The organism is Trinickia camelliae (assembly GCF_053525655.1).
Genome location: NZ_JBCHAA010000028.1, coordinates 30,930 through 47,026, shown reverse-complemented (window position 1 = coordinate 47,026; position 16,097 = coordinate 30,930). Strand labels below are relative to the sequence as shown.

The window sequence follows — 16,097 nt, the reverse complement described above, 5'->3', positions numbered from 1 at the left end:
CGAACACCGTCAAACTCAGGCTCGACTACGCAGCGACGCCGAAGTGGAACATCGGTACGAACCTGACCTACCGAGGCAGCATCTACGCGCGCGGAGACGAAGACAACGAAGACGTGAACGGCAAGATCGCCGGGTACTTCCTGATCGATCTCGACACCACGTATCAGATCACGAAGCAGTTGCAGGTGTTCGGGACCGTGTCGAACCTGCTGGACAAGCGCTACGCGAGCTTCGGCGTGCTCGGGCAAAACTTCTTCAACGGGCCGAACCATACGTTCGACGGATTTGCGCCGGTCAATGAACAGTTCGTCGGACCGGGGGCGCCAAGAGGGGTGTGGGTGGGGATGCGGTACGCGTGGCGGTGAGCGTTCGCTTAAGAAGGCGAGGCCACGCAGTCCAATCGTCTGAGGACTCTTTAGCCGCACTCCAAAGGTGTTCAGTTAAGAGCGTGGATGACATGTTCAATTCAGGTACACAGGTGTTGCGTTTTGCAACACCTGTGGAGCACCTGATGCGCCGAAACTAGCTCTCGTCCCGAAGCGTGTCTTCGCGAGGCACGCACTGCATTTTTCGGTAGATCGTATTGCGCGATACGCCCAGTGCGCGCGCAGCGGCCGATACATTGCCGCCGTGTTGCGCAATCGCCGAGGCAATCGCGGAAGCGGCAACGTCCTCCAGCCGCGTGCCGTGAAGCGATGGCGGCGGGGCCAAAGCGATGGGCGCGACTGCCGTCTCGCGCAAATCGTCGAAGAAATCGTCGGGTAAATGCTCGCGCCGTATCTCGCCGTCCGCATCGACCATCGCCGCGGCGGTCCGCAAAAGATTGCCGAGCTGGCGGAAGTTGCCCGGCCAGGTGCATCGCTCGAACAGGGCCATGACGTCGCCGGATACGCTCAAGCGCTGGCCGGCTTGGTGACAGGCGGACTCGCTTTGCAGCAGCTTGGGAACGACTGCTGCAAGATCGGTCCGCTCGCGCAGCGGCGGCAATTTCACCACGAGGCCGTTCAACCGGTAGTACAAGTCTTCGCGAAAGCGGTTCTGGGACATCATTTCGCGCAGATCGCGGTGGGTCGCGCAGATAATCGCGACGTCGATCGGAATCGATTTCGTCGATCCAAGCGGGTTGACCTGGCGTTCCTGCAGGACGCGAAGCAGCCGAACCTGCAGCGGGTAGGGCATATCGCCGATCTCGTCGAGAAACAGCGTCCCGCCGTTTGCCTGCAGCAACTTGCCGATGGCGCCCTTGCGCTTCGCGCCGGTAAACGCGCCCTCCTCATATCCGAACAATTCCGATTCGATCAAGGTCTCCGGAATCGACGCGCAGTTCACCGCGACGAACGGGCCCGAGCGGCGCGGCGAATCGTTGTGAATGGCTTGGGCCAGCAGTTCTTTGCCGGTGCCGGTTTCGCCGGTGATGAGGATGGGGATGTCCTTGCCGATCACCTTGCGAACCTTGCCGATGACGGCTGCGACCTGCGGGTCGCCGGTGTCGAGGGAGCTCAATTTCGACAGCGCCTTGTCATCCGGTGCGGACCGTGCGGCGTCGTTGCGCTGCGCCGGCATGTCCTCGGCTCGCGCCGTCTGCTGCCAAGCGCCTTCGGCCATGGCGGGCCGCCTGAATTCGATGTTTGCGCAGACAACGGTGCCGTTGCCCAATTCCAGCGAAAGGTGATGCTCAGGGTTTCTCCGCAGACGATCGATCAACTGCGGGCTGGTCAGTCCGAATAGCGACGACAGCGTATGAGCGCGTAACGCGGCGAGCGGCATCCCCAACTGAAACTGGGCGCTGCGGTTAGCCGAAAGAAAGCGTCCGTCGCAGGTGAAGGCGGCGATCCCTTCCATCAGCGTGCCGAGGAATTCAGGCCGGCCATGAAAGGCAATCTGCAAGGTGCCGCGAAAAGCGTTGGAAAACAGATGATTCTCGATCATCTGCACCGACATTTTCGCGAGCGCCATCGTGTGCTGATGGTAGCTGCGATGGTCGCCCGTCACGTCCAGCACCCCGATCAAATCGCCATACGGATCGAGGATCGGAACACTGGAGCACGTCAGAAACCGATTGGCGGCCAGATAGTGCTGCTCGCCATGGACAACGGTCGCGCTGAGCTCGGCGATCGCGGTGCCGATCGCATTCGTGCCTTGCTGCTGTTCCGCCCAGTTTGCACCGGCACGCAACGCGACTTTCTCGGCCCGCTGCAGGAAGTCGTCATCGCCGATCGAATGAAGAATCAGCCCCTCCGCATTGGTCAGCACGATCATGCTTTGGGTGTTGGCGATCTGCTCGCGGAGGGTTTCCATGACGGGCAGGGCATGCGTGCACAGCACGCGGCTTTGTTCGAGCTTCAGTGCAAGGTCAGCAGTGGACAGCACGTCGTAATCCGGCCGCATTGACGTGGCGAGTCCGAAAGTCTGCGAGCGCTCGTGGGCCTTTTGAATCGATGGCACGAGCCAACGGCCTTCGGGGCATCGCAATGGGACGGCGTTTTGACCGATGTGTTCGAGCATTGTCTCCTCCGGTTACCGTTCCGGTCGCATCGCCGGAATCTAGGCGTTGGCAGGAGCAAGTTCCGCGCCAAATGCAGGCTGGGCTCGGTAGCGCCTCACTGAGCGTGGATCGCTTCATTACACCGAGTCGACGTGATCGCGCCCGGCGTCGCGCTCCACTATCGGCCTTGGCTGCTCGCCGAACTGCAGGGCCGCAAGCTGGGCATAAAGCGGCGAACTCTGTAGAAGGTCAGCGTGACGGCCCTGCGCGACGATGCGGCCTTGTTCCAGCACGACGATGCGGTCCGCCTGTTGCACCGTGGCAAGGCGGTGTGCGATGACCAGCGTGGTGCGGTTCTGCGCGGCGTTGTCCAGCGCCATCTGTACCAGCCGTTCGCTGGCCGCGTCGAGCGAGCTGGTGGCCTCGTCGAGCAGCAGGATGGGCGGGTTCATGAGGATCGCGCGAGCAATCGCGATGCGCTGACGCTGTCCGCCGGACAGCCGTACGCCGCGCTCGCCCAGAAACGTGTCGTAGCCTTGCGGCAGTTCTTCGATAAAGCCGGCAGCAGCGGCCATCGCGGCGGCGCGTTGGACTTGCGCAAGCGTGGCGTCGGGCGCGCCGTAGCGGATGTTGTCGAGGACGCTACCCGAAAAGATCACGGATTCCTGCAGCACCACCCCGATTGCCTTGCGCAACTCGGCGAGCGGCACCTGCCGCGTTGGGACGCCGTTGATCAGGATGCTGCCGGCATGCGGGTCGTAAAAGCGCAGTAGCAGTTGAAACACGGTGGTCTTGCCGGCGCCGGATGGTCCAACCAGCGCGACATGCTCCCCCTCGCGCACCTCGAGCGAGAGGCTGGAGAGCGCGTCGATGCCAGGGCGGGACGGATAGGAGAAGCTGACGTTGTCGAAGCGAACGCCGTCCCCGCGAGGCGGCAACGGCACCGTGGTCTCGGCTTCCATCACCGGTGAGCGCGCCGCCAGCAGTTGCAGGAGCCGCTCGGTGGCGCCGGCGGCACGCTGCAGGTCGCCCCAGACCTCGGCAACCGCCCCCACTGCGCCTGCAGTGAACACCGCGTAGAGGATGAACTGGGACAACTGACCAGGCGTCATGCGCCCGGCCAGCACCGCCTGCGCTCCGATCCAGAGCACGAACACGATGGCGGAAAACACCAGCACGATCACCACGGCGGTCAACCAGGCGCGTGCCCGGATTCGCGTGAGCGCCGTCTCGAAGGCGGCTTCCACTGCGCCGCCAAAACGCCGTGCCTCGAACGATTCCTGCCGGTACGACTGCACGGTCGGCATGGCATTGAGCACCTCGCCCGCCAGCGCGCTCGCGTTGGCCACCTTGTCCTGGCTGGCACGCGAGAGCCGCCGCACGCGCCGCCCGAAGATGATGATTGGCGCGACCACCACAATCAGCGTGGCGATGATGTAGCCGGACAGGACGGGACTGGTCACCACCAGCATCCCCACGCCGCCTATCAGCAGGAGGAAATTGCGCATGCCCAGCGACAAGCTGGTGCCTACCACTGTCTGGATCAACGTGGTGTCGGTGGTGAGCCGCGACAGCACCTCTCCGGTCTGCGTGGTCTCGAAGAACTGCGGACTCATCCGCGTCACGTGGTCGTAGACCGCACGCCGCAAATCGGCTGTCACCCGCTCGCCGAGCCACGAAACCAGGTAGAAGCGAAGCGCGGTGGCGCCGGCCAATACCAGCGAAACGACGAACAGCGTGAGGAAATAGCGGTCGATGTGCGTGCGGTCACCGCCGGCGAAGCCGCGGTCGATCAGGTATTTGAACGCCACCGGCAACGCCAGCGTCGCGCCCGCCGACGTCACTAGCGCCAGGAACGCTAACGCCCAGCGTCGGGCGTAAGGGCGCAGGAAGGGGAGCAGGGCAAAGAGGGGGCCGATACGCGTCGGGGAAGGTGCGGCATCTGGCATGGAGATTCCCGGGGATCGAAATGCGTTGATTGTGCCAGTCCCGTGATTCGAAGGACGTCCGCCTGCAGGGTCTGGCACGTCGATATCGATGGGACAAACGCCAAACAGTCAGTGACTTTTGGACCTATCATCCCGCTTGCGGGACTTTGCGTGAACAAGGGGTAAGGGGTGATCATGCTCGATCTGAATGATGTCTACTACTTCGTGCAGGTGGTGGAAAACAAAGGCATCACCGCGGCAGCACGGGCACTCGACCTGCCCAAGTCGAGCCTGAGCCGGCGCATTCTCGAACTCGAGGCAGCGCTAGATGCACGGCTTATCCAGCGCACGTCGCGGCGCTTTGTCGTGACCGATGTCGGTGAGGCGTTCTATAAGCACGCGGTTGCGATGCTGGTTGAAGCCGAAGCGGCCGAGAGCGTCGTCCGTCAACGGACGTCGGAGCCGAGTGGAACGATCCGGCTCTCCTGCTCGGTCGCTTTTGCGCAACTGGCGTTGGCCGAGTTGATCCCAAAGTTCATGGCCGAATATCCGCGCGTACGCATCGTTCAGCACGCGACAAACCGGCACGTCGACCCGGTCCAGGAGGGTTTCGACGTGTGCCTGCGCGCACATTCCACGCCGCTGCCGGATTCCACGCTGGTCCAGCGGGCCTTGGCGACGACCCCTTGGCATCTGTTTGCCGGGCCGGCCTATTTGAAGCGCAAGGGTGTGCCCGATAAGCCAGCCGAGCTTGCGGCCCACGACGGCATCGCGCTTGGGGGTGTGCAGGATACGCACGCGTGGCGTTTGCGCAATGTCCGCCATACGGACCAGGCTGAAGTCATTCCCTTCGAGCCGTATTTGCTGAGCGACGACATGGCTACGCTTAAAGTCGCGGCTTGCCGCAGCGTGGGCATCGTTGCGCTGCCCGGATATGTGGGGCAGCCCGAGGTCGAGAAGGGACAACTCGTGCGCGTACTGCCTCAATGGACGGCGGGCGTCGCGACGATCAGCCTGCTGATGCCGTCGAGGCGGGGGCTCCTGCCGTCGGTTCGGGCGTTCATCGACTTCCTGGTGGAGCACGTCCCGATTGCCGTGCAGTGCTGAGAGCGGCTTGCAGAATCGATCGCCGGGGACGTGTCTTATGCCGTTCGGAATACAATCGATTGCGATAAAATTGCAGCGCTCTCGTTATAATGCGGCATTCGTTGAATCGTTCCGTGCAGAAAACAAGAAATAGGGCTGTCGTGAAAGCAAAATCACCTCTGGCAAGCAACAACAGGCGGTCTGTCACGATGAAGCAGGTCGGGGAACTGGCTGGGGTGCATGCCTCGACCGTTTCGCGCGCGCTCAATCCGGACACGCGGTCGATGGTCGATGCCGAGTCGCTCGCGCGGGTCATGAAGGCAGCCAACACATTGGGATATCGACTCGACCCGGTGGCGGCAAGTCTTCGTACCGGCCGTTCGCAGCTGATCGGCATTATGGTTCCGGACATTGCGACTAACGTCTTCACGCCGATTTTGACGGGTGCGGCCGAGCGCCTTTCCGAATACGGCTACTCCTCTATCGTTGCCTATGTCGGAAGTGACAGCGACAAGCAATTCGATCTTGCGCAGGGTTTGATCGCCCGGCGTGTAGATGGTCTGATTCTCGCGACGGTGAGCCGCGACGATCCGCTTGTGTCGTTCTGCATTGAAAAGGGCGTGCCGACGGTTCTGGTGAATCGCACCGAGAAAGAAACCCGGCTACCCGGGGTGGTGTCGGACGAATTGCTCGGCATGCAGCTCGCGGTCGACCATCTTGTGGAGTTGGGACACTCGTCGATAGGCCATCTTGGGGGCCCACTCGTCCATTCAACCGGCTTCTTGCGGCACCGCGGATTCATCCACGCTCTTTCTGGCCATGGTCTCGATGCGGCCTCGGCCCCGTGTGAGTTCGCGGACAACTACACGCGCGAGCAGGGTGCGGAAGCTGCACGCCGGCTCTTGAGCGCCCGGCCCGACGTGACTGCAATCGTGGCTGCGAATGACCTGCTTGCACTAGGCGCGTACGACGTATTGCGCGAGAGAGGCTTGAATTGCCCTCGCGAGCTTTCGATAGTGGGGCATAACGACATGCCTCTTGTCGACCTGGTCGATCCGCCTCTCACGACGATTCGCATCAGCCATACGGAGATGGGGCGCCAGGCCGCCGATCTCCTTCAGCAAGCCATCGAATCGAACGACAATCCTGCCCGCAACGTGGTGCTGCCGCCGAAACTCATCGTGCGTGGCTCGACAGCGGCTCCGCCCAAGGGCGCTTCGAAGAAGTCGCCTAAGGCCGCAGCATCCAAACGCGCCAAACCTGTCTGAAACGGCGTTTAGTCACTAGCCTGCGGGCGGACTGCTGCTCGAAGACAGGGGATGGTGCGGATGTCGAACCGTCCCCTGTTCGTCGGAGTTGGCTAAAAGGCTGACCGAATGCCGCCCCCGAGCGTAAAGCCCGACGATAGCCGGCTTGCTCGATCGGACAGGAAGGCTGCGTAGAGGTCGGTGCGCTTGGACAGCGGGTAGGCGTAGCCGATTGCCCAGGTATTGCGGTATACAGCGCTTTTTCCGGAACTCTTCGAATAAGCGTCGGAGCCAAGTATGCGGCCGACACCGATGGGTATCGAGAAGCCTAGTTGGCCCGTATTAATTCCAATGTTGCCGGTTGAGACCCGATCCCAGATATGTTGGTATTGCGCGTACAGCGTGACGAAATTGGTGCCGTACGACATGCCTAGATTGGCAACGGATTGTGTCGTCAGTCCCGGGAGGGAGGTGCCCAGATCGCCTGGGGTGACGTTGAATTTGATTTGCTGCCAAACCGCCGACGCCGCAAACGAGCCTTGATTGAAGGACAACTGCCCGCTCCACTTGTTTTGCCCCAAATGTCCGGCGGCGTTGCCGAAGGAGTACATCCCCTTTCCGGAAATGCCACCGAAGACCGGGCTTGCATAAACGACGGAGTTCGGCCACTCGCCGGCGTTGCCGAATACGCCTTGGCCGTTAACACCCTCATAGCTATGGACGACGATCGGCGAAAACACGAACGAATTAAAAAATGGATTGAACGTGATCGTCGAGAACCAGAGCGGAGGTGGTATCAGGCCGCTTGTCAGCGAGCCGAAATTTCCCTTTAAGCCGACGTAGGCGTTGCGCGAAAAGAGTCCGTCCGCCGGGAAGCCTGGCCGCCCGTACTGCCCGTTTTGGATGTTGACGTAGCTCTCGAGAGCAAAGATCACACTGGTGCCCCCGCCGATATCTTCGCTACCTCTTATTCCCCAGAACGAAGAGGTCATCCCGCCATTGCCAGCGAGTACCGCCGTGTGGCCGCCGAGCGCCTTTTTCTCGCCAATAAAAGAATCGAGTATTCCGTACAGTTGGACGCTTGACTGCGCGAACGCGCTCTCCGCGATAAGTCCGGCACTCAAAACAATCGCCTGCATCAATCTTTTCGATCTCACGTCTTTTCCTTTAAGCGGTCTATGTCGTTGACTTCGTATTTAAGTAGGATGACTAAGTTGGTGCTGCAAATTTGAAGCGTTGATAGCGCTGAGTGGCGACCGAGCATCTGCCTTTGGGGCTTCGTGGATCATTCGACTGATGCCGTAGCGCTCCATGCCGGCTATGCCACCCTCGTCGCGCGTCGCGCGCGACAGCGTTTCTATCGTTGGGGTAAATTTATTGCAATCGATTGCACAACGTAACTGGGGTATACCTGCATCAACCATTCAAGCGAATGGCTGGCGATTTGCCGGGTTTCGGAGGTTTTGGAGCGATCTGATTAGCGTTATCCCCGACAAACGTCCTTTTGATGGCAGGGTATGATGGTGACGTCTCTGCAATCGATTGCGAAGCTTCTGGGCCCCATTTTTTAACATCATCAACGAGGCAAACATGGAACCGAACCAACCGTCAAAACAGGTACGTCAATACATCAAGCGCGATGCCGCGCAAGAGCGCGCGTTCTCTCCCGCCGTGATCACGCAGGGCGGCAGAATCGTCTGGCTGGCAGGCCAGACCGTGGTTGAAGACTCGAACGGCAAGTCGCTGTCGGGCGATTTCGCGGGACAGGCACGTGAGATCTTTTTACGAATCGGCGCGACGCTCGAACAGGCTGGTGGAACCTTGACGGATATCGTGACGATGACCGTGTCGATTACCGACGCGAGATTCGGCGACCAGCTCACCAAAATCCGCAAGGAGATCTTCGGTGACAATTTTCCGGCGAGTGCCTTGATTACCGTGGCCGGACTGGCCAAGCCGGAAATGCTCGTGGAGGTGCAGGCAATCGCGGTGGTTGGCTAGTCGTCCGCGATTGCAATATGTCGCGTAGGGCAGGGTGGGGGCGTACGCCCCCACCCTTGTTTGTTACTCGGCTGCTGGATTTCGCGCTGACTCGCCGCTCATCACGATGAAATGGCAGTCTGTTTGCGCGGCAATGCACAACTGCTCCCCATTGCTGAATCGGTCGAGTGCAATGGCATGTCCTTCGGCAAGCGCGACAGTCCCATCTGCAACGCCGACACTCAGCGTACCGTTGATCGCATAGATCCACGCATTCCATCCGCGCTCCACCTGCAGATTGATGTTCGCCTGCGCGTCGAGAAAGCCGTCAAAGAGTGAAAAGGGTTGAGGAAGGCGAACGGGCGAACGGATATCGCCGAACTCACCGGCGATGACGCGTACCCGAACGCCGTGATCGGTATAGGTAGGGACATCCTCCGATTCGAGGTGCACGGCGTACGGCGCAACGTGCTTCTTGGACGCGGGGAGGTCGACGAAGAACTGCAGGCCATGGACTTCCGGATCGTCGCCGAATGGCCATTCGTCGTGAGTCACGCCTCGGCCAGCAACCATCCAATGCAAGGATCCGGGCGTGATCGGAAGGTCGTTGCCGATCGAATCGGAATTGAAATGCGCGCTGCGGGAATCTTCGAAGACGTACGTGACCGCCGAAAACCCGGCGTGCGGGTGAGGTCCGAATGTCGGCTCTTTCATCCGGAAGTGATCCACCATGAGCAGGGGATCCATCGCGCCTTCGAATTGGGTATGCCGGAAGCTGCTAGCGGAGAAGTGTTTGCCGATCGTCAACGGTGCGCCAGTAACGGGCTTCTTGACGCGAATCGCATTTGCGAGCATGAGAATCCACCTTTGAATTGGGTGTGCGAGCCGATGACGAGTCCACGTTTGCAAGCGGCCAGACACCACGTTGAGCTGATATTCATGCTACTGGGAAACCCGCGGCTGCATAACCGTCCGAAATTGGACTTAGCGTGCTACGGATGGGACGATGTCGCTGCCGCTGGCGGTTGCGCCGCATGAGGTCCTCATGCGGCGCGGAATTGAATTGAAAACGCGCGCCATCAACCGGTCAGCACGTGCGTATGTTGGAGAATCGTAGTCAAAAGAAAGAACAACACGAATGGGTATTGCATCCGCATCCATTCCTTGGATCGTGCGAATGAAACGAGAACGCCTAGCGTGATCATCAGAAGCATCGCTGCCCCTAGCCATTGCGTATTTTTAAAAAATAGCAGAACGGCCCCAGTCAGTTCCGCCACCGCAATGGTTACCCTGAACCAATCCGGGTAGCGCCATTTTGCAAATTCCGAACGGATGATCGCCGGTCCCACGAGGTTGACGATACCAGCGGAGAGAAACGCCGCTGCTGTGATGAGAATCATGGGTTCCATACCGGTTCTCGCGCTTAATTCCAGGGCATGGGAGGCACCCTGTCGGTCCATGACTGAGACAATCTCGAGGAGAGACCCGACTTCTCGATGATCTCTGCCGCGAGCGACTCGACCTCGGCTAGGACTTCGCGTTGTTGACGGAATTTGGTGAATTCCCAATCCCGATACACGATCTCACCGTTCACCAACACCACCTTCGCGTCAGTGCCCTTTCCCGCGCCAAGGAACACGGATAGCGGCCGCTGAAGCGATCCGATATGCGGACCACGCATGTCGAAAACGGCGATATCGGCCAACTTTCCTGGTTCTAGAGAGCCGAGTTCCTCGGAAACACCTAGCACGTGCGCAGCGTTGATGGTCGCCATTTCGAGGCTGCGCTCGAAGGGCATGCGGGTCGGATCCAGGTGGCGTTGGTGCTGGAACAGCACGCAGGCTTTGATTTGCTCCAGCATGTCATTGGTATAGTCGACCATCGCGCCGTCGGTTCCGAGTGCGGTGGGCACCCCCGCCTTCAGCGCATTGGCGGCAGGCGCGATTCCGCCGCCGCGCATGGCTTCGCTGGTCGGGGTGTACACGAGGCCGGCGCCGACCTGAGCCATGTGTTCAAGGTCCAGTTCCGTGCAGTGAATTCCGTGAATCAACATCCAATGCTGGTCGAGCACGCCGAGTTGCATCAAATAGCGGACATCGGTTCGTCCCGTCTGGCGCAGATGCTTTAAAAATCCCTTTTCGACCGAGAACGTGCCGGCGGCAATGTGGCTGCTGATTCGCACATCCAGCTTCCTGGCCAGTTCCGTGCCTCGAATGATCAGCTCTTCGGTGCTCATCCCCGAGGAAGTCCAATGGGCATTGGCTTCGATGACCATCCCCATCCGGATCAGCCCATCATGCTTGCCGTCCCAGCGGCGAATCTCTTCTTCGACCGACGCGAGCGATTCGTCGAGCGAGAGCGGATGATCGAGAAATCGACTGTTTCTGCAGCGTAGCTCCTTGCCAAAGAACTGTCGGATTCCGATCTCGGCTTGGGATTCGACGATGGCCTTGACTGTATCTTCGTCGGTTACAGAAACGGAATGGTTGAACGATGTCGTCGTGCCCGTAGCCAGCATTTCGAGGCCGCACTGATAGCCTGCAAGACGCATCGCGTCGCTCGAAAGGTTCTTGACCAGTGGAAAGACAAGGTCGCTGATCCAATCCTCGAGGAGCAAGCCATCGGCGATGCCCTTGAACAGCGAGTACCACGTGTGCTGATGCAGGTTGATGAGGCCAGGTATGACGAGGCATCCGGAAGCATCGATCACTTCGTCGAAGCTCCCTGCCGGTACGTTTTCCCTGGAGTAAACGCCCGTGATCTTTTTTCCTTCAATGGTGACTGCGCCATCCTCCAGAATGTCTCTTTTTTTATTAACGGTCGCGATGTATCCGTTCTTGATAAGTGTCTTCTTCATGATCTACTCGATTCGCGTGAATTCAAATGCCGGCCGCGAATGCGGCCGGCAATCAGGCTTTCATCGTCATTGATTGAGCGTCAATGAACTAGTCCTTCGGCGGCCACGTCGGGACAGGCTCTTTTCCGGATGGGAACCGCACATTCTTCGACCGGGTGAATTCCTTGAGTGTCTCCGTGGCATTCTCTCGACCGAATCCGCTTCCCTTCACGCCGCCAAACGGTGAACCCAGAAAGGCCCGGCGCATGTAGTTATTCACGAAGATCATGCCGGCCTCCAGGCGGGGCGCGAGTTTCCATGCGCGATGCTCATCCTTGGTCACGATCGCCGCCGTCAGGCCATATGCGGTTCCGTTTGCAATTTCAACGGCCTCGTCTTCGTTGCTGAAGCGCATCAGGCACGCAACAGGCCCGAAGATCTCTTCCTGCGCGACGGTCATATCCGGCGTGATATCCGCAAGCACGGTAGGCGGGACCCAATAGCCATCCTTGTAACGGGCATCGGTCGGCACCTTGCCCTGAGTGACGAGTCGAGCGCCTTCTTTCAGGGCGATGTCGATGTAGTTCATCACGCGATCGCGTTGTTTGCCGTCGACCATCGGCCCGATATCGGTCGCTTTGTCCAAGCCATTCCCGACAACGAGCTTTTCCGTTGCGCGTGCGAATTTCTCTTCGAACTCCTCGTATCGCGACGCGTGCACCAGAATTCGGGCTGTCGACGTGCATGCCTCGCCTTGGTTATAGAACATGCCTTCCAGTGCAACGTTCAGGGCGACATCCATGTCGGCGTCTTCGAGAATCATGAGCGCGTTCTTGCCACCCAACTCCATCGTCGCGTAGGTAATATTTTTCGCGGCGCTTTCCAATACGCGCCTGCCGGTGCTGGTGGCGCCCGTGAAGCTGATGCGCTCGACCAGCGGATGGGATGCCAGCGCCGGGCCTGCCTTGATGCCGGGAACGACGTTCAACACGCCCGGAGGCAGCACTTGATTTGCCAGTTCGACCAGACGCAGGACGGTAAGGGGCGCCTGTTCTCCGGGTTTCACGATGACCGTGTTGCCGGCCGCCAGCGCGGGGGCGGATTTCTTGGCGAAATGGATCGGAGGCCAGTTGAACGGGAGGATGGCTGCAACGACACCGTACGGTTCGAACAGGACCCGTGCCTCGATCGCTCCCTGGTCCAGAATCTCGCCGTGCAATGTGTCGGCGAGGCCTGCGAAGTAGTCAAAGCAGGCATGGCAATACGACACGTCGAAACGTAGCGCATCGCGCTTTGGCTTACCGACTTCGCGCGCTTCCAGCTCGGCGAGTTCATCGGCATGTTCTTTGATCTTGGCCGCGACTTGGCGAAGCAGTTGCGCGCGGTCACGTGGAGAACGGTTTCGCCAATCGCGCACGTAAGCTTGCCTCGAGTCTTGGACAACGCGATCGACCAGCGCTTCGTCGCCCGAGACGACCTTTCCGAGCTGTTGACCGGTCGCGGCCTCTTCGACAAAAAAGAATTCGTGTTCGTTCGTGACCTCGACCGCGCTGCCATGCGCGAGAGCACTCCAGTACGGGCGAGCCAGATTGGAACGGTCCTGGTTTGATTCAGTCATGATTCAACATCTCCATACAATCGATTGCACTTGAAAATCCGCGCGGTCCCCATTGAACGATAGGAGTGTAGGCTAGATGCCATATCCGCTTCTGCAAACTCTATTGCAATCGATTGCAGATTGCAAGGTGATTCGGAACGTCGCTCCTCGAGTTGCGGCCATGGGACGGCGCCCGGCGCTGCGGCTTTCAAAGCCTATGCGCAGTGGAGGGGGACGAAAAGACCGAAATGCTGGACGGTGCGTCCTATAGGCGGTCTTTTCCTTGGCTCTCAAAGCTAATAGCGCAAGCAATGACCCGGTCGCAGCCAGGCTTTGGCGAGTTCGAGCTTGGCTTTAGGATCATGCTTGCGCACACGGTAGCGTCACGGACGCAGGCGCAATGCTCAAGTACCGTGCGTCGTTTCACCGGCAGGCGAGACTTCTGGGGCCGACATGGCAAGAGAATCCCGCGGATGGCGCCGGCGGAAACGAGAGAGAAAAAAGACGCTCAAGGCGGCTACCGCAATAGGAAGCGAGACGGCTGCGAACATGACTTTGGGCGCCCAGTGCGCAGCCAGCATCGCGCCGCCAATCATGGACCCGACAATCGAGCCGACGCGGCCCATTCCCAGTGTCCACGCCACGCCTGTCGCTCGCGAGGTGGTCGGATAAAAGCCGGCGGACAAGATACTCGTGCCGGTCATGGCTCCACCCGTGCCGACGCCCGTTACAAACAACGCCAGCAGAGCCAACGCCGGAACGCTGGTCAGATGACCGAGGGAGGCTAGGCTGACGGCGGCACACAGGAACGCTCCTGCAACGACATATTGCGGATTGATGCGGTCCATGAGAAAGCCCAAAAAGACAGCGCCGAGTGCATTTCCCGTCAAATAAAGCGCGGTCATCAAAGATGCGCTGCTAAATGGAACGCCGGTCTCTTGAATCAGGATCGTTAGCCAATTGCCGAGGAAGTAGACGACGAGTAGCGCCATGAACCCTGTTACCCAGAGCAATAGCGTCCCACCGCGGAGTTCTCGGCGAAGCAGTTCCGACACCGGAGAGCCCGTCACCGCGCTTTCACCGATTGTGAACTCGACATCGAGACTGGAGATATCGGGAGCAATGCGCCGGACGATCGATCGGGCCTCGTCCTGGCGGCCCTTGGTAATCAGAAACCGGGCTGATTCAGGCAGCCATAGCCATAGAGCGATCGCGAGGATCAGCGGCAAGGATCCACCCAGTATCAACATCGATTGCCAGCCGAAGGTCCCGATCATCCGGGCCGCGATCAGACCGCCCAGAACCCCGCCCGTTGAAATTCCGCAGCCAAGAGGCGCTACGAGCGTTGAGCGAAGGCGATCGGGGCTGTATTCCACTGCGAGCGTGTAGGCGTTCGGCATGGCGCCTCCGAGTCCCAAACCAGTGAGGAATCGAAGAACCATCAGTGCGTGAAGCGAAGTCGCCCCGGACGATGCCAAGCTGACAAGGCCGAAGAACACGACCGTGGTCACGAGCATCGTCTTCCGGCCGAAACGGTCAGCCAAGGGGCCAAACAAGAACGAACCTAGTGCCAAGCCGAAGAAGCCGGCGCCAAAGACCGGTGCGAGATCGGCAGGATTCGCACCGAAATGCATTTTTAGCGATGGCGCGATATATCCCAGTACGACCGTGTCGTAACCGTCCAGGACAAGGATAAAGAAGCAAAAGACAAACGTTCGGATCTGGAAGCTGGATATCGGCCGCTCGTTGATCAACGAGCGAATGTTGATGGGGCTGGAGAAAGGCATATTCAATCCCTGTAGCGTGCGGTACGTGACCGCATCTTATTGCAATCGATTGCAGTCTAAGTATTAGGGTTTTCCTTCGCTCGCGTAGTCGCCGTCTAGATCGTTGGGGCCGTTTTCATTGGACTCGGCGCGCCAATGCGCCGATGACGATCATCGAGTTTCGGAGAAATCACCCGTTGACAACCCAACTCTTGCATCCTACTATGCAATCGATTGCAAGGAGATCAAGTCATGTCGAAGATGACGCAAGACGGCAGCATCGTCACCGATGCTGAATCTGTCACGAGGATTGTTCAGTCAACGATGAGCGGTGGAAGCAATGCGCGACTCGCCGCGGTAATGAGCGCGCTTGTCACCCATGTGCACGCATTTCTTCGAGAGGTGCGGCTGACAGACGAGGAATTCGAGCAGGGGTTGGACTTCATCCGGCAGGTGGGGCTGACGTGCACCGATAGTCACAACGAAGTCGTCCTGCTTTCCGACGTATTGGGGTTTTCGACCCTTGTGAAGGTGCTCAACAATTCGCTTCATGAAGAAAGCACCGGTGGCGCATTGCTCGGTCCGTTCTATCGGGCGGGATCGCCTCACTACGAGATGGGGGCGTCCATTGCGCGGGCGCCAACCCCAGGGCGGACTCTTTATGTGACGGGGCGAGTGCAGGATACCCGTGGAGAGCCCATTCCGCATGCGAAGGTCGACGTATGGCAGGCCTCGCCCGTGGGGCTATACGAGAATCAGGATCCTGAACAACCCGAGATGAATCTCCGTGGTCATTTCTTCACGGACCAGAGCGGTTCCTTCAACTTCAAAAGCATCCGCCCCGCCGGCTACCCGGTGCCCACGCATGGGCCAGTCGGCGTCTTGCTGAGAGAACAGAAGCGTCACCCGTATCGGCCCGCACACCTGCACTTTGTGGTGATTGCGGATGGGTTCTCGACACTCATTTCGCAGATCTTCGCAGACGATGCGGAGCACCTTAACTCGGACGTCGTGTTTGGCGTCACCCGTGATCTTGTGGGAAGGTTTGAACCGCATGATGCGGGAACCGGGCCTTACCCTGATGAGCCGGAACGCTATTTCACGCTCAACTGCGAGTTCATTCTCCCCAAAGGTGTCGCGACTCTGCCGACGCCTCCCATCAAGTAAAAGGA

Annotated in this window: 13 protein-coding genes; 5 read left to right on the top strand and 8 right to left on the bottom strand. The window is 59.5% G+C overall.

The window, feature by feature from the left end; all coding sequences use genetic code 11:
- The coding region (locus AAHK20_RS31775; protein WP_449185480.1) for a TonB-dependent receptor domain-containing protein at window positions 1–365 on the top strand (365 nt) is incomplete at its 5' end.
- 157 nt (window positions 366–522) lie between these two features.
- Here AAHK20_RS31775 and AAHK20_RS31770 read toward each other — a convergent pair.
- A complete protein-coding gene (locus tag AAHK20_RS31770; RefSeq protein WP_449185479.1) occupies window positions 523–2,505 on the bottom strand; it encodes a sigma-54-dependent Fis family transcriptional regulator in 1,983 nt (660 codons plus the stop codon).
- A gap of 117 nt (window positions 2,506–2,622) precedes the next feature.
- Window positions 2,623–4,434 carry an ABC transporter transmembrane domain-containing protein gene (locus tag AAHK20_RS31765; RefSeq protein ID WP_449185478.1) on the bottom strand — a complete coding sequence of 604 codons (1,812 nt, stop codon included), beginning with the start codon at window positions 4,432–4,434 and terminating at the stop codon, window positions 2,623–2,625.
- Window positions 4,435–4,608: 174 nt separating this feature from the next.
- Here AAHK20_RS31765 and AAHK20_RS31760 point away from each other — a divergent pair, with 174 nt between their 5' ends.
- Together AAHK20_RS31760 and AAHK20_RS31755 are read left to right on the top strand one after the other, a co-directional pair.
- The gene (locus tag AAHK20_RS31760) at window positions 4,609–5,520 is read left to right on the top strand and encodes a LysR substrate-binding domain-containing protein (protein WP_449185482.1); all 912 of its coding nucleotides are present in this window, start codon (window positions 4,609–4,611) and stop codon (window positions 5,518–5,520) included.
- Between the two features lie 188 nt (window positions 5,521–5,708).
- Window positions 5,709–6,767 carry a LacI family DNA-binding transcriptional regulator gene (locus tag AAHK20_RS31755; RefSeq protein ID WP_449185477.1) on the top strand — a complete coding sequence of 353 codons (1,059 nt, stop codon included), beginning with the start codon at window positions 5,709–5,711 and terminating at the stop codon, window positions 6,765–6,767.
- A gap of 92 nt (window positions 6,768–6,859) precedes the next feature.
- Here AAHK20_RS31755 and AAHK20_RS31750 read toward each other — a convergent pair whose 3' ends face one another.
- Complete coding sequence (locus AAHK20_RS31750) at window positions 6,860–7,885, bottom strand: porin (RefSeq protein WP_449185476.1); 1,026 nt, start codon at window positions 7,883–7,885, stop codon at window positions 6,860–6,862.
- A 451-nt stretch (window positions 7,886–8,336) separates the two neighbouring features.
- Here AAHK20_RS31750 and AAHK20_RS31745 point away from each other — a divergent pair, with 451 nt between their 5' ends.
- Entirely contained in the window at window positions 8,337–8,747 is a 411-nt protein-coding gene (locus AAHK20_RS31745; RefSeq protein WP_449185475.1) for a RidA family protein, read from the top strand.
- 63 nt (window positions 8,748–8,810) lie between these two features.
- On the opposite strand, the gene AAHK20_RS31740 is transcribed toward AAHK20_RS31745, so the two are convergent.
- The 5 genes from AAHK20_RS31740 to AAHK20_RS31720 form a co-directional block, all read right to left on the bottom strand.
- Window positions 8,811–9,581, bottom strand: coding sequence for a pirin family protein (locus tag AAHK20_RS31740; protein ID WP_449185474.1), 771 nt, complete (start codon window positions 9,579–9,581; stop codon window positions 8,811–8,813).
- A gap of 224 nt (window positions 9,582–9,805) precedes the next feature.
- Window positions 9,806–10,135, bottom strand: coding sequence for a DoxX family protein (locus AAHK20_RS31735; protein WP_449185473.1), 330 nt, complete (start codon window positions 10,133–10,135; stop codon window positions 9,806–9,808).
- 14 nt (window positions 10,136–10,149) lie between these two features.
- Window positions 10,150–11,583 (bottom strand): amidohydrolase family protein, encoded by a 1,434-nt coding sequence (locus AAHK20_RS31730; RefSeq protein WP_449185472.1) that lies wholly within the window; start codon window positions 11,581–11,583, stop codon window positions 10,150–10,152.
- Between the two features lie 88 nt (window positions 11,584–11,671).
- The gene (locus AAHK20_RS31725) at window positions 11,672–13,180 is read right to left on the bottom strand and encodes an aldehyde dehydrogenase family protein (protein WP_449185471.1); all 1,509 of its coding nucleotides are present in this window, start codon (window positions 13,178–13,180) and stop codon (window positions 11,672–11,674) included.
- Window positions 13,181–13,563: 383 nt separating this feature from the next.
- Window positions 13,564–14,946: an MFS transporter gene (locus tag AAHK20_RS31720; protein ID WP_449185470.1), complete on the bottom strand. Its 1,383-nt coding sequence runs from the start codon at window positions 14,944–14,946 to the stop codon at window positions 13,564–13,566.
- Window positions 14,947–15,177: 231 nt separating this feature from the next.
- On the opposite strand from AAHK20_RS31720, the gene AAHK20_RS31715 reads away from it, so the two are divergent.
- Window positions 15,178–16,092: a dioxygenase family protein gene (locus AAHK20_RS31715; protein WP_449185469.1), complete on the top strand. Its 915-nt coding sequence runs from the start codon at window positions 15,178–15,180 to the stop codon at window positions 16,090–16,092.
- Window positions 16,093–16,097 lie beyond the last annotated feature (5 nt).